The sequence below is a fragment of the Kitasatospora sp. NPDC096140 genome (genome assembly GCF_040303045.1).
In the GTDB taxonomy this organism is placed as follows: domain Bacteria; phylum Actinomycetota; class Actinomycetes; order Streptomycetales; family Streptomycetaceae; genus Kitasatospora.
The window spans coordinates 61,404-73,786 of record NZ_JBEOUW010000037.1 but is presented as its reverse complement, the minus strand read 5'-3'; the positions used below and the strand labels follow the sequence as shown (position 1 = coordinate 73,786).

The 12,383-nt window shown below is 73.2% G+C and carries 11 protein-coding genes; 7 read left to right on the top strand and 4 right to left on the bottom strand.

From position 1 onward, the window contains the following. Window positions 1-17: 17 nt before the first annotated feature. Window positions 18-1,094, bottom strand: a complete 1,077-nt coding sequence (locus tag ABT048_RS31015; protein WP_350524870.1) for an epoxide hydrolase family protein — start codon at window positions 1,092-1,094, stop codon at window positions 18-20. Window positions 1,095-1,119: 25 nt separating this feature from the next. On the opposite strand from ABT048_RS31015, the gene ABT048_RS31010 reads away from it, so the two are divergent. The 5 genes from ABT048_RS31010 to ABT048_RS30995 all read left to right on the top strand — a co-directional run bounded on the left by ABT048_RS31010 (window position 1,120) and on the right by ABT048_RS30995 (window position 7,438). Beyond that, a complete protein-coding gene (locus tag ABT048_RS31010) occupies window positions 1,120-1,692 on the top strand; it encodes a TetR/AcrR family transcriptional regulator (RefSeq protein ID WP_350524869.1) in 573 nt (190 codons plus the stop codon). Between the two features lie 653 nt (window positions 1,693-2,345). Then, the gene (locus tag ABT048_RS31005; RefSeq protein ID WP_350524868.1) at window positions 2,346-3,194 is read left to right on the top strand and encodes an SDR family NAD(P)-dependent oxidoreductase; all 849 of its coding nucleotides are present in this window, start codon (window positions 2,346-2,348) and stop codon (window positions 3,192-3,194) included. 32 nt (window positions 3,195-3,226) lie between these two features. Further along, a complete protein-coding gene (locus ABT048_RS41750) occupies window positions 3,227-3,301 on the top strand; it encodes a 50S ribosomal protein bL37 (RefSeq protein ID WP_380419867.1) in 75 nt (24 codons plus the stop codon). 812 nt (window positions 3,302-4,113) lie between these two features. Then, window positions 4,114-5,667 (top strand): Na+/H+ antiporter, encoded by a 1,554-nt coding sequence (locus tag ABT048_RS31000; protein WP_350524867.1) that lies wholly within the window; start codon window positions 4,114-4,116, stop codon window positions 5,665-5,667. Window positions 5,668-5,926: 259 nt separating this feature from the next. After that, the gene (locus tag ABT048_RS30995; RefSeq protein WP_350524866.1) at window positions 5,927-7,438 is read left to right on the top strand and encodes an AsnC family transcriptional regulator; all 1,512 of its coding nucleotides are present in this window, start codon (window positions 5,927-5,929) and stop codon (window positions 7,436-7,438) included. A gap of 141 nt (window positions 7,439-7,579) precedes the next feature. Here the strand turns inward: ABT048_RS30995 and ABT048_RS30990 are convergent, their stop codons facing one another. The 3 genes from ABT048_RS30990 to ABT048_RS30980 form a co-directional block, all read right to left on the bottom strand. Beyond that, the gene (locus ABT048_RS30990) at window positions 7,580-8,467 is read right to left on the bottom strand and encodes an NAD(P)H-binding protein (protein WP_350524865.1); all 888 of its coding nucleotides are present in this window, start codon (window positions 8,465-8,467) and stop codon (window positions 7,580-7,582) included. Window positions 8,468-8,707: 240 nt separating this feature from the next. Then, window positions 8,708-9,628, bottom strand: coding sequence for an alpha/beta hydrolase (locus ABT048_RS30985; RefSeq protein WP_350524864.1), 921 nt, complete (start codon window positions 9,626-9,628; stop codon window positions 8,708-8,710). Between the two features lie 457 nt (window positions 9,629-10,085). Continuing rightward, window positions 10,086-10,922: a helix-turn-helix transcriptional regulator gene (locus tag ABT048_RS30980; RefSeq protein ID WP_350524863.1), complete on the bottom strand. Its 837-nt coding sequence runs from the start codon at window positions 10,920-10,922 to the stop codon at window positions 10,086-10,088. Between the two features lie 139 nt (window positions 10,923-11,061). Between ABT048_RS30980 and ABT048_RS30975 the strand changes: the two genes are divergently transcribed. Further along, a complete protein-coding gene (locus ABT048_RS30975) occupies window positions 11,062-11,796 on the top strand; it encodes an SDR family oxidoreductase (RefSeq protein ID WP_350524862.1) in 735 nt (244 codons plus the stop codon). 23 nt (window positions 11,797-11,819) lie between these two features. Beyond that, complete coding sequence (locus ABT048_RS30970) at window positions 11,820-12,290, top strand: nuclear transport factor 2 family protein (RefSeq protein ID WP_350524861.1); 471 nt, start codon at window positions 11,820-11,822, stop codon at window positions 12,288-12,290. The last annotated feature ends 93 nt before the right edge of the window (window positions 12,291-12,383 follow it).

The following is a 12,383-nucleotide window of genomic DNA, read 5'->3' as shown; positions in this document are numbered from 1 at the left end:
GCGACTCGGGTTCCTTGTCAGCCGCCCAGCTTGACTGCGCGGCGTACGTCGTCGGCGTAGGCCTCGGGCTGTTCCCAGGCCGCGAAGTGGCCGCCGGCACGGTGTTCCACGTAGTCGCGAATGTTCAGGAACGCCTCGGCGTAGCTTCGTGGCTCCGGTTTGGTGTCGTGCGGGAACACGGAGAGGACGGTCGGCGTGTCGATCCGGTCGGGGAGGTCGACGGGCTGGGTGTAGGTGGTGAAGGAGGTGCCGATCGTGCCGGTGACCCAGTAGGCGGTGACCCAGGTGAGGAGCTCGTCCGTGGTGAAGGCCGGCCCGTCGGACCAGGCGTCCAGCTTCTCGACGATCCACGCCGCGAGGCCGGCGGGGGAGTCGCCGAGCGCGATGGCGAGCGTGTTCGGCCGTGTCGCCTGTTCGGCGATGTATCCGCCTTCGGTGCGGAACCACTGCGCCGACCGGCGGAGGTAGGCGGCGGCGTCGGGCGCGAGCTTCGCCGGGTCCGCCGTGAGCGCACGCTGCGGGGCGGTGTTCGTGAGGTGCAGGGCGGCCACCCGGTCCGGGTGTCGGGCCGCGAGGACTTCCGCGACGGTGCCGCCCACGTCGCCGCCGGACACCGTGTACCGCGAGTAGCCGAGCCCGTCCAGCGCGTCGGCGACGATCCCGGCGATCCGGTCGGCCGACATGCCGGAGGTGGTGAGTGGGGCCGCGAACGGGAAGCCCGGCAGTGCGGGGACCACCACGTGCACGTCCGTGAGCAGTGGCAGGACGCGCTCGAACCGCAGCACCGAGTCCGGCCAGCCGTGCAGCAGCACGACCACCGGGGCTTCGGGATTCGTGGACCGCTGGTGGATCACCCGCAGGTCGGTGTCGCCCGCCCGCACCGTCGCCCAGGGGAACTCGCCGATGCGGCGCTCGTGCACGCCCCAGTCGTATCCGGTCCTCCAGTGTTCGAGTAGTTCGTCGAGGCGGGTGGCGGTGATGCCGCGCCTCTCGTCGTCGGTCCACGGGGTCGTGACGCGCCGTGTCCGGTGGAGCCGTTCCCTGAGGTCGCCTCTGATGTCGGCCCTGATCTCGCTTCTGATGTCATCGCTCATGTGTATGAGCGTACACATGATGTGTATGCTCGTACACATGACTTTGCGCGATGCGGCCGCCACCCGGCAGCGAATCCTGGAACAGGCCCGACGCCAGTTCGCCCGGCACGGCTTCGCCGCGGTCACGGTCAAGGGCGTGGCTGACGCGGCCGGCGTGTCGCCCAACCTCATCACCCGCTACTTCGGCGGCAAGGACGGCCTCTTCCTGGCGGCGACGCAGGTGGAGATCCCGGTTTCCCGCTCCTTCGACGGTGACCGTTCCGCGCTGGGCGCGCGCCTCGCGGCGAGCATCGTCCGGCGCTGGTTCGGTGCAGCCGGGGAGGATCCGCTGCTCGTACTGCATCGTGCATCTGGCGAACGACCCGAGGCGGCCGAGGCACTGGCCGCCTTCCTCGACAGCAACTCGCTGGAGCCGCTTCACCGTTACCTCCGTGAGAGCGGTCTGGACGATGCGGAGGCCCGCGGCCGGGCCGCGGCGATCGACGCCTTCGTGCTCGGCGTCTCGACCCGCCGCCGGGTCCTGCGATCCGAGCTCGGCGATCCCGCCGAACTCCAGGCATGGCTGAGCGTCACCATCCAGCGCCTCGCCGACGGGTGAAGCCCGAGGGGCGGGACGCCACTCCGTGCCTGACGCCACTCCGTGCCTGACGCCACTCCGTGTTGGCCGCGTGCTCTCCCGCTGTGGCCATCGTTTACTCCGCCAGGGCAGCGACCCCGCGCTGCGCGGAAGTCCCAGGCCCCAAAGGCCCCATCCGCCGCGACGACATCGCCGACCTGCTGCGGCGACCTCGCCGACTGCGACCACATCGCCATCGCGCTCACCAGCCACGACCCCGACCGCCGTAGGCCTCACGGCCGACCGCGCGTCAGGGCTTCGTCAGGGAGGGTGAACGAGCTTGCCCCCGGCATCGGGGCAGGCTTTGATGGAGGACATGCACCGCTCGACACGCCACCACGACCGCCCGCCGCATAGCCGGCCGCGGATCGTCGCTGTCGCGGTCGCCATCGCCGTCCGGTAGGACCGAGCTCCTTCCCGCTCGTCACCGGCCGACGTGCACGGGCCGGGTGCCGTTCGTCGCGCCCGTGCTGATCGCCGCCGTCCGTCCCTTGCCCTGACCGGCTCCGAGGGCAGGGGACGGATGAGCGTTCCCCTCGCATCACACCTTCTCGCGCCGGCGGCCCCGGAGGCGCACGGCTTCGTGCCGCACTGCCTTCGCACCCCGCCGGTGCCTTTCCACCCTTGGATGGGTCATGTCCGACGCTGTTCTGTCCGCCCTCCCCCAGCCTTCGGCCGGGGGGACCCCCATCGCCCTCGTCACCGGCGCCTCCTCCGGGATCGGCTGGGAGACCGCCCGACTGCTCGCCGGGCACGGTGCGACCGTGCTGGTGCACGCCCGCACCGCCGCGGAGGCCGAGGCGGCCGTCGTCCGGCTGGTCGACTCGGGTGTCCGACGGGACCAACTCGTCGAGTTGGCAGCAGACTTCACGAGCCTGTCGGAGGTTGCGGTGCTCGCCGGCGCGGTCGTCAAGCACTACCCGGCGCTGGACCTGCTGGTGAACAACGCCGCCGCGGTGGCGCCGGAGCGCTGCACCCTCACCGACGACGGCAACGAGGTCTCGCTGCAGGTCAACTTCCTGGCCGCGCACCTCCTGGCGAAGCTGCTGCGGGCGCCGCTCTCGGCTGCGGGCGATGCCCGCATCGTCAACGTGTCGTCCTCCCTGCACCGCACCGCCTCGATGAACTGGTCGGACCCGCACCGGGTGAAGAAGTACTCGCGGGTCGCCGCGTACGCGCAGTCGCAGCTCGCGCTGACCATGGCGACCGCCGACATGGCCCCGGCCGGCTCCGGCATCACCGCCGTCAGCGTCAACCCGGGCCTGTGCGACACCGCGCTGCTGCCGCTGTACGGGCGGGTCGGTGCGCCCGCGGCGGAGGGCGCGGCGGCCGTCGTGCGGCTCTGCCTGCCGGAGACGGTCGTCGCCAACGGCGCCTACTTCGACGGCGGCGTCATCGCGCCCACCGCGCAGGCCGTCCAGGAGGAGCGCTCGCTGAAGCGCCTGGCCAAGCTCGTTGACCAGCTGGTCGGCCAGGCCTCCTGAACCGTACGCCCCGAGAGACCGGAGGATCCACGATGTCCAAGCGCGCGCGGAAGAAGAAGGCCCGGCGGAAGAAGAAGGCGAACCACGGCCGCAAGCCCGGGCAGTAACCGACAGACCCACCCGGTGCCGCGTGCCACCGGCACCGGGTGCATCCCTTCGGCCCACGAGGCCCGCCGTCCGGCTGTGCGGACCGGCGCCGCCTCGGGGGCCGAGTCGTTGCGCAGTCGTCAAGATCGCATCAGGACGCGTCCCGGCTGCGCAGCTGGACAGATCTTGTGCCAATGCCTCGTCAAGATGATCCCCGGCGGCATCAAGGACTCGTCAGGGCGGGCGGACGAATGTTCGGCCGTACCTAGTGTGAGCTGCGAGGAAACGGTTCGCTGCCCGGGCGTGGGGCCTGGCGGCGAACCGTTTGCCGAACCCCGACCCCCGGCGGGTTCCTCCGGGAAAGGTTCGGCGGCCAGTGAGAAACAGGGGGAGGGGGCGCGCGGCGATGCCAACGGGAACGTCGGGCGGTACGGCGGTCATGAGGAAAACGGTCGCGTCGGAGACGGCGCGACAGGAGACAGCCGCACCACCACCCGGGCCGCGCGCCCCCCGTCACCGGCTCGGAGGAGTGCGGCCGCGCCTGCGCGAGTTCGCCTGACCGGGGGCACGGCCGCCCGCGCCCTCGGCTCACCGCCGTGCACTGCCTGCCGTCGGCGGAGCGCGGCGAGTGGCCGTTGGCGCGGCGTGAGCGGCGACGGTCACGCTCCGTCCGTGCTGTGCGCGCTGACGTCCCATCGTTTCCGCCCCTGCCGCGCCGCGCTAATGCTCCGATAAGATGACTGCAGGTGTGCCGGGAAGCCTGGTCGGCGCGGGGGACGACTGCGGCGATCAGCGGCGGTGACCCCGATCTTGCGATGGGGTCTTTCCACCGATGCACGTTGTGGGGATCGTTCTCGTCCTGGTCGTCCTGGCCACGGCCGTGGCCACCTTCGCCCAGCGCCTGCGCGTTCCCGCGCCCTCGCTGCTGGTGCTGGCGGGCATCGGAGTGGCGCTGACACCCGGCGTTCCCGCGCTGCACGTCCCGCCGCAGATCATCGGCATGGTGGTCCTGCCGCCCCTGCTGTACGCCTCCGCCGAGGAACTGTCACTGCGCGACCTGCGCACCGTGTGGCGCCCGGTGACGATCCTCTCCTTCGGCCTCGTCTTCGCCTCCGCCGCAGCCGTCGGCTTCACCGCCGTCGCCGTCGCCGGCCTGCCGCCCGCGATGGCCTTCGTGCTCGGCGCCGTGCTCTCCAGCACCGATCCGGTGGCCGTCACCGCGCTCGGCCGCCGCCTCGCCCTGCCCGGGCGCCTCCAGGTCCTCGTGCAGGCCGAGAGCCTGTTCAACGACGCCACCTCGCTCGTTCTGTTCAAGGTCGCCGTCGGCATCGCGGTGGCCGTCGGAGCCTCGGTCAGCCTGCCCGCGGCGGGCGGCGAGTTCCTGCTGCTCGGCGGGGGCGGCAGCGTGGTCGGCGCCGCCGTCGCCGGCCTGGTCTGGCTGGTGCGCCGCCGCACCACCGACCCCGTCCTGGAGACGGTGATCGCCCTGGTCACCCCGTACGCGGCGTACGTGCTCGCGGAGTCCGCACACACCTCCGGCGTCACCTCGGTCGTGGTCGCCGGCGTGCTGCTCGGACGCTCCGGCCACCGGCTCACCGACGCCCACATCCGGCTGCAGCTGCACGCCGTGTACGCGGTGGTGGTGTTCCTGCTGGAGAGCGTCGTGTTCAGCATCGTCGGCCTGGAACTGCCCACCCTCGTCCGGGACCTGCCCGCCGACACCGGCTGGTGGCCACTCCAGGCGCTCGCACTGGCCGCCGTACTGATCGCGGTGCGGGTCCTCTCCACACTGCCACTGACCCGCGCCGTCAAGCCCAGCCAGGGCCGGGGCCGGCTCTCCTGGCGGGTCGCCGGAGTGGTCACCTGGGCCGGCACCCGCGGCGTCATGCCGCTCGCCGCGGCCCTGTCCATCCCGCTGCTCGCCGACGACGGCACGAAGCTCACCGGACGACCCCTGGTCCTGGTGCTCACCACCGCCGTCGTCGTGTTCACCCTCGTCGGCCAGGGCCTCACCCTCGCCGCCGTCGTCAACCGCTCCGGCCTCGCCCTCGAACCCGAACACACCGCCCGCGAGGAGGACGACGCCCGCGACACCCTCAACCGCGCCGCCCTCCAGCACGTCGACTCCCTCACCGAGCTGGAGGCCGTACCGGACACCGCCCTCGACCGGGTCCGCCGCGGCCTCACCGCCCGCCTCGACCGCAGCGCCGAGACACCCGACGGCACCACCGCCGACGCCGCCTACCGCCAGCTGCGCCACGAGGTCATCGCGGTCCAGAGCACCGAACTGCACCGCCTCTACGACGAGCACCGCATCAGCGACACCACCCGCCGCCGCCTCCAGCACGACCTCGACCGGGAGGAAGCCGCCCTCGGCAGCCCGTGAGCCGTCGGGCCCGCACGGAGGAGGTTCAACGGCGGCGTCGCGGCGGGAGCACCACGGTGAGCGTCGCACACACGGCCGCCCCGAACAGGAGCCCGCCCCACGGCGCCGTACCACCGGGACGGTGTGCCACCATCCCCACGACGAAGAGGGCGGTCCCACCGCACACGAGGAAGAGAACGAAGGCGCGGAGCGCGGACCGCCACCTGCGGCGGACCGCAGGACGCGACTGGACCTCGCGGCACACAGGTCCGTCCACCCGATGCCGCCGCACCCGTCCCGGGACGACCTGCTCGCGCTGGCCGAGGGCGTGGACCTGCGGGGCCGCGGTGGCGCCGGGTTCCCGTTCGCCCGCAAGGCCCGCGCCACCCTCGCGGCGTCCGACCGCTCAGGCGCGCGCCCCGTGATCGTGGTCAACGGTGCCGAGGGCGAGCCGCCCAGCGCCAAGGACGCCATGCTGCTCGCCCGTGTGCCGCACCTCGTCCTGGACGGGGCGTGCGCGGCGGCGGCCGCCTTCGGGGCGGAGGAGATCGTGATCGGCGTCGCCGCGGGCGGCCCCGGCGAGGACTTCGTCACCGCTGCGCTCGCCGAGCGCGAGAACGACCTGCCACGAGGACATGAGGTTCCGTCAACTCGGCTTCTGGTTCGGGCCTTTCTGCCGCGACTGCCGGGCTGGCGGTCTTTCTGCTGGGGCCGTGATTTCAGGAACGGGCCCTGCGGTGCGGCGTTATGGGCGAAACTTTCCTTCATGGTGCATTCGTCGGCGGATCCCGTACTGAGCCTTGTGGATCAGCGGCTGGTGGCCGCCTTGCAGTGTGACGGGCGTCTGTCCGCGGAGCGGGCGGCCCAGGTGCTGGGGCTCAGCCCCGCCACCGTGCGGCGCCGTCTGCAGACGCTCGGCGCCGACGGCACACTGCGGGTGGTGGTCTCACCGGTGGCGCGACCGCGCAACGGCGGCTCGGCCGGGGCGTTGTTCCTGCGTATCCGGGTCCTACGGGGCAAGCTCGACACGATCGTCGCCGCGCTCGCCGCGCGCGAGGACATCCCGTTCATCGACGTCACCACCTCGGGTGACGAGATCTTTGCGGTCGCCCGCACCGAACCGGGCTCACGCGACCCGCTGGTCTTCCGGCAACTGCCCTCCACCCAGGCGGTCACCTCCCTGGAGAGCGCCACGATCCTGCACGTCTTCCGGCTCACCTCCGAGTGGCGCCACCAGGTGCTGACCGCAGCCGAACGAGCGGCACTGAGCCGGGCCGCGCCGGCCCCCGAAGCGACCGCCGCCGGCCCGGGCACCGGCTCCCCCGGCCCCTACGGCATCGACACCGACCCCCTGGAGCAGACCCTCCTCGACGCCCTCGACCCCGACGCCCGCCTGCCCGCAGCGGCCCTGGCCGCGCGCACCGGCCACCCGGAGAGCACCGTGCGCCGACGCCTGGCCCGACTCACCGCCCAGGGCCGCCTGATCACCCAGGTTCTGGTCGAGCCCCGCCGCCTCGGGCTGCCCATCGAGGCCAAACTCCTGCTGCACGTGCCCCCGGACCACCTCGCTGCCGCCGGACAGGCCCTGGCCGACCATTCCGCGGTCCACGGCGCCTTCGCGACCTCGGGCCCCTCGAACCTGCACGCCGCCGCGTACTTCCCCGACCTGACGGCCCTCTACGGTTTCCTCTCCCGCGACCTGGTGGGCCTGGGCATCACCCACATCGAGACGGCCATCGTCAGCCGAGCCGTCAAACGCACCCCCGCACCACCGCATCCCGTGTCGCCGTAGGTGACGGCGCCGGTGTCCCGTGTCGGCGACGACGAGGGCATCTGCGGTGCCGGGCCGGCGCGGCGCTTGTGAGGGGCGGCTACTGTCGCGCCGGTCGCGTGGGCTGTCGGTGTCCGGTCGGGACTGCCCAGGTCACGGGACTCACCTCGATGGTGGGGTGAAGCCGGCGGTCGTGGGCGGGGCCGCGAACGCGTCCGCATGGTCGGCGACCCACGTCGCGTAGTCGTGGGCCGGGCGGCCGAGCACCCGTTGCACGGTGTCGGTCACGACGGCGGGGCGACCGAGCTCCCGGCGGTAGCGAGCCAGCAGGGCGGCGACGAACGGCGCGGCGACGCCCTGGCGCAGGAGGGCCTCGGCGGCTGCCTCGGGCGGTACGCCCCGGTAGGTCAGGGGACGGCCGAGGACGCCGCCGATCACCTCGATCATCCGGGCGTGGGTCAGGGCGTGCGGGCCGGTGAGTTCCAGTCGGCCGAGCGGCCGGTCCGTGATCAGGGCCCGGGCCGCGACGTCGGCGAGGTCCTGTTCGTGGATCGGCGCCTCGGAGAACTCCGGGTAGGGGCCGTGGACGACGTCACCGGCTCGGATCTGGGCGCCCCAGGCGTGCAGGCTGCTGGCGGCGAACGTGCCGGAGCGCAGGCTGGCCCACTCCAGTCCGCTGGCGGTCACGGCCTGTTCCGCCTCCTTGTTGCGGTCGCCGCGGTGCCGGGAGGGCTGGTCGTCCGGGTTCTCGTCGATGTTGAGCGCGCTCAGCGCGACCACGCGGCGTACGCCCCGGTCGCGGGCGAGCGCGACGAGTTCGGCGGCGGCCTCTCCGGCCGCCCTGGGGTGCAGGAACAGTGCGGTGACGCCCTTCAGGGCATCGGCGAGCGTGCTCGGACGGGACGGGTCGCCGTGGACGATCTCGATGCCGTCGGGCAGCGCGGCGGTCGCGGGGGCGCGGGTCACGGCGCGGACGGCGCGGCCGTCGGCGGCGAGGGCGGTCACGAGCGGACGGCCGACCAGGCCGGTCGCTCCGGTCACCAGGATCATGGGTCTCTCCTTCGTGGAATGTCGTTCGGGGGCGTGGGGGCGTGGGGGCGTGGGCGCGTGGACAGCCGTTGGTGAAACGACTGTTCAGGCTCGGGTCCGTCCCTGGGCGTGCAGGACCGGATCCGAAAGCATCCGGTGCCGAGCCGTGCGAGCCGGGACGGACGGGGAACGGATGGGAACGGATGGGAACGGGGCGGGGACGAGCCGTCCGGCGGCAACCCCTCGCCTCGTCCCGGTCGGTCACGGCGTGCGGGCCACGTGCGGGGCCAAGTGCCTGTGCAGGAACGCGATCTGCGTCCGGGCGGCCTGTTCGTGCGCTTCGAGGAAGGGGGCGTAGTGGCGGCCCGGCAGGTGGACCACTTCGGCGTTCGGGGCGTGCCGGGCCGCCCCGACGGCGGGGCCGGGGAGCGTGCTCTGGTCCTGGTCGCAGACGACCACCAGCAGGGGGCACCGGATCCGGGACGCGTGGCGACCGGGCCGGTACCCGGGGAGCTGGAGGGCGATCCGGGCGGCGACCGTCTGCTCCCAGGTGGTGTGGCGGCCTTCGGGGTCGAGGGCCCGGTCGCCGTCCATGGCGTCGAGCGTGGTGAGCGAGGCGACGGTGCCGCGCGGGCCGGCGGTGGGGACCAGCATCGGCGGACGGCCGACGAGGCTCCCGAGCGCGTCCGCGACACCCCGGCCGAAGAGCCGCAGCGCCGCGAGGGGCGTCATGGAACGCAGCGCATGGGGGGCGATGGCGCGCCCGTCGACCAGCGGCGTCTGTGCGATGGCGCAGGCCAGTCGGGGGTGATCGGCCGCGACGCGGAAGACGTGGCCGCCCGCGAGTGAGAAGCCCCAGACCGAGATCCTGTCCGGGTCGACGTCGGGCAGGGTGGCCGCGTACTCGATCGCGGCGTGCCAGTCGGCGATCTGCTCGTCGAAGCGGACGACCTGACGTGGTGCGCCCCCGCTCTCCCCGAACCTTCGGTGATCGAAGGCGAGGACGGCGAAGCCGGCGTCGTTGAAGCGTGCGGCGAACAGGTCCGTGGCCGGTTCCTTGGTCACCGAGGTCCCGCCGGCCATGATCACGCAGCCGCCGTTGGATCCCGGGTAGTGCCAGGCGGCGCATGAGGTGCCGTCGCTGGCGAAGCGTACGTTCTCCCGTTGTGTGGACGCGGGCACGTGGACCTCCAGGGTGGATGCGTCGTTCTCGGGTGCTGTGAATCCGCGGGCCTGCGGCGTTGCCGTACCGCAGGCCTCCTGCGCGGGGCCGCCGGTGGCAGCCCCGGAGGTGCCGGCGGCGCAGCCCCGGAGGTGCCTGCGGCCGACCGGTCGGGCCGGGTGGACCGGATGCGCGGGTCGAGGATCACCGGGTGCTCCTTCCATGGCCCGGATCCGCCGGTGTACGCCGGAACCGGGGTGGAGCGGATGACATCCATGGTCGGCCCGGGCCTCCCTCAGCAGGCCATGCGATGCGACGGAATGGGCGAAACTCGCCTTCGTGGTGCCTTCGTCGGCGGATTCCGTACCGAGCCTTGGGGATCGGCGGCGGGTGGCCGCTTCGCAGTGCGACGGGCGTCCGTCCGCGGAGCGGGCGGCCCAGGTGCTGGAAGAACTCGACGGGCGCCGGATGCCGCGGTCACCTGGCGGGCGGGACCGGGGCGGCGTGGAGGGAGCCGAGCAGGCTGAGGGAGCGGGCGCTGGAACTGCCGGGCTCCGCCTGGTAGATGACGAGCTGCTGGCCCGGTTCGGCGCGCACGTCGAAGGTCTCGTACGCGAGTTCCAGGGGCCCGACGTCCGGGTGGAGCAGGTGCTTGGCCTCCCGGGTCTTGCCGCGTACCACGTGGCTGCTCCACAGGACGGCGAAGTCGGCGCTCTGCTCGGTGAGGCCGCGGGTGAGGTCCCGCAGCCGGGGGTTGTCGGGGTCGACACCGGCCGCCTCGCGCAGGTGCGCCACGACGGCCTCCGCGGCTCGGCGCCAGCGGGTGTGGAACCGGCGGCCCGCCGGATCGAGGAACGTCATGCGGGCCAGGTTGTCCATCCGTTCGAAGGGTGAGTGCAGGGCTTCGGCCAGGGCGTTGGCCGCCAGGACGTCCAGGGTCCGGTTGACGACGAAGGCCGGAGCCGCCGGGTAGCCGTCCAGCAGCTGCCGGAGGGCGGGATGGACCCGGTCCGTGGTACCGGTGGGCCTGGTGCCCGGGGTGGTTCCCGCCAGGCGGTGCAGGTGCGCGTGGGCGTCGGGGCACAGGTGCAGGGCGCGGCCGAGCGCGTCGAGCACCTGGGCCGACGGGTGGCGTTCACGCCCCTGTTCCAGCCGGGTGTAGTAGTCGGCGTTCACTCCGGCCAGGACGGCGACCTCCTCGCGGCGCAGCCCGGCGACCCTGCGCACGCCGTGGCTTGCGATGCCGATGTCCTGCGGTCGCAGGGCCGCCCTGCGTGCGCGCAGGTACTCCCCGAGGCGGTTGTCGTCGGTCATGCCGTCAGGTTAGGCCGCGACGCCGGTGCGGTGCCCGGGTGCGGTGCACCCAGGCACGGGCCGTCCTGGTCGGCGGCCGCCGTCCTGCCCAGACTCGGTCGGGCAGGACCGATCCGCACAGCGAGAGGAAACAGCAGGCATGACAGACACAGGCAAGGTCGTGGCGATCACCGGCGCGAGCAGCGGGATCGGCGAGGCGACGGCCCGTCTCCTCGCCGCCGACGGCCACCGCGTGTTCCTCGGAGCGCGGCGTACCGACCGCCTCGACGCGGTGGCCCGGGAGATCATCGAGGGCGGCGGAACCGCGGCGTTCCGGCGGCTGGACGTCACGGACGCGGCCGACGTCGAGGCCTTCGTGGCCGCGGCCCGCGAGCGCTTCGGCCGCCTGGACGTGATGGTCAACAACGCCGGGGTGATGCCGCTCTCGCCGCTCGCGGCCCTGAGGACCGACGAGTGGGACCGGATGATCGACGTGAACGTGCGAGGAGTCCTCCACGGCATCGCCGCCGCGCTGCCGCTGATGCGCGCCCAGGGCGGCGGGCACTTCGTGAACATCGCCTCCGTCGGGGCGTACGAGGTCTCCCCGACCGCGGCCGTCTACTGCGCCACCAAGTTCGCCGTGCGCGCGATCTCCGAAGGACTGCGCCAGGAGTCGACCGGGGACATCCGGGTCACCCTCGTCTCCCCGGGGGTGACCGAGTCCGAACTCGCCGACGGCATCGGCGACCCCGTCGCCCGGAAGGCCATGGAGGCCTACCGCGCCGTGGCACTGCCGGCCGGCGCGATCGCGCGGGCCGTGGCCTACGCCGTCTCCCAGCCGTCCGGGGTCGACGTCAACGAGATCGTCGTCCGTCCCACCGCGAGCGCCCAGTGACCGCCTCCGGCACGGAACCCGCCGTGCCGTACCGCGCCACCGACGACGACCCGGCCCGCAGACTGCGGATCCTGGAGGACAAGGAGGCGCTGCGCACCCTCCTGATGCGCGGATGGCGGGCGCTGGACCGCAAGGACTGGCAGACCTGGATCGAGTGCTGGGCCGAGGACGCGGTCCTGGAGTTCGGACCGTGGGAGACGATCCGCGGCAGGGAGGCGATCCGGGCGAAGGTGGAGGAGGCGGAAGCGCCGTACGCGGCCATGCAGCACCACATCCTCAACCTGCACGTCGACGTCGACGGCGACCGGGCCACCGGCATCGGCTACATGTGGTTCACCGCGGTCGCCACACCCGGGCGTGCCGGTGCCCCGTACTCCATGGGAGGACCCTACGACTGGGAGTTCCGCCGGGGCCCCGAGGGCTGGCTCCTGGTCCGCCAGCGGCTCGACGTCCGGTGGACCGACGGCGAGGACCCCCTGAGGGCCTTCGAGTAGCGGGCGCCAGCCCCATCCCCGACGCGGGCCGCCGGTCGGCCGAACGCCGCCCGCGCCACCGTGAACAGCCTGTCCCGGTCAGCGGGACGGCAG

Bases quoted from the DNA above. Each gene is read 5' to 3' on its own strand.
- ABT048_RS31005 (WP_350524868.1), top strand. From the start codon at position 2,346: ATGTCCGACGCTGTTCTGTCCGCCCTCCCCCAGCCTTCGGCCGGGGGG.
- ABT048_RS30980 (WP_350524863.1), bottom strand. From the start codon at position 10,922: ATGACCGACGACAACCGCCTCGGGGAGTACCTGCGCGCACGCAGGGCG.
- ABT048_RS30995 (WP_350524866.1), top strand. From the start codon at position 5,927: ATGCCGCCGCACCCGTCCCGGGACGACCTGCTCGCGCTGGCCGAGGGC.
- ABT048_RS31015 (WP_350524870.1), bottom strand. From the start codon at position 1,094: ATGAGCGATGACATCAGAAGCGAGATCAGGGCCGACATCAGAGGCGAC.
- ABT048_RS31000 (WP_350524867.1), top strand. From the start codon at position 4,114: ATGCACGTTGTGGGGATCGTTCTCGTCCTGGTCGTCCTGGCCACGGCC.
- ABT048_RS31010 (WP_350524869.1), top strand. From the start codon at position 1,120: ATGCTCGTACACATGACTTTGCGCGATGCGGCCGCCACCCGGCAGCGA.
- ABT048_RS30975 (WP_350524862.1), top strand. From the start codon at position 11,062: ATGACAGACACAGGCAAGGTCGTGGCGATCACCGGCGCGAGCAGCGGG.
- ABT048_RS30990 (WP_350524865.1), bottom strand. From the start codon at position 8,467: ATGATCCTGGTGACCGGAGCGACCGGCCTGGTCGGCCGTCCGCTCGTG.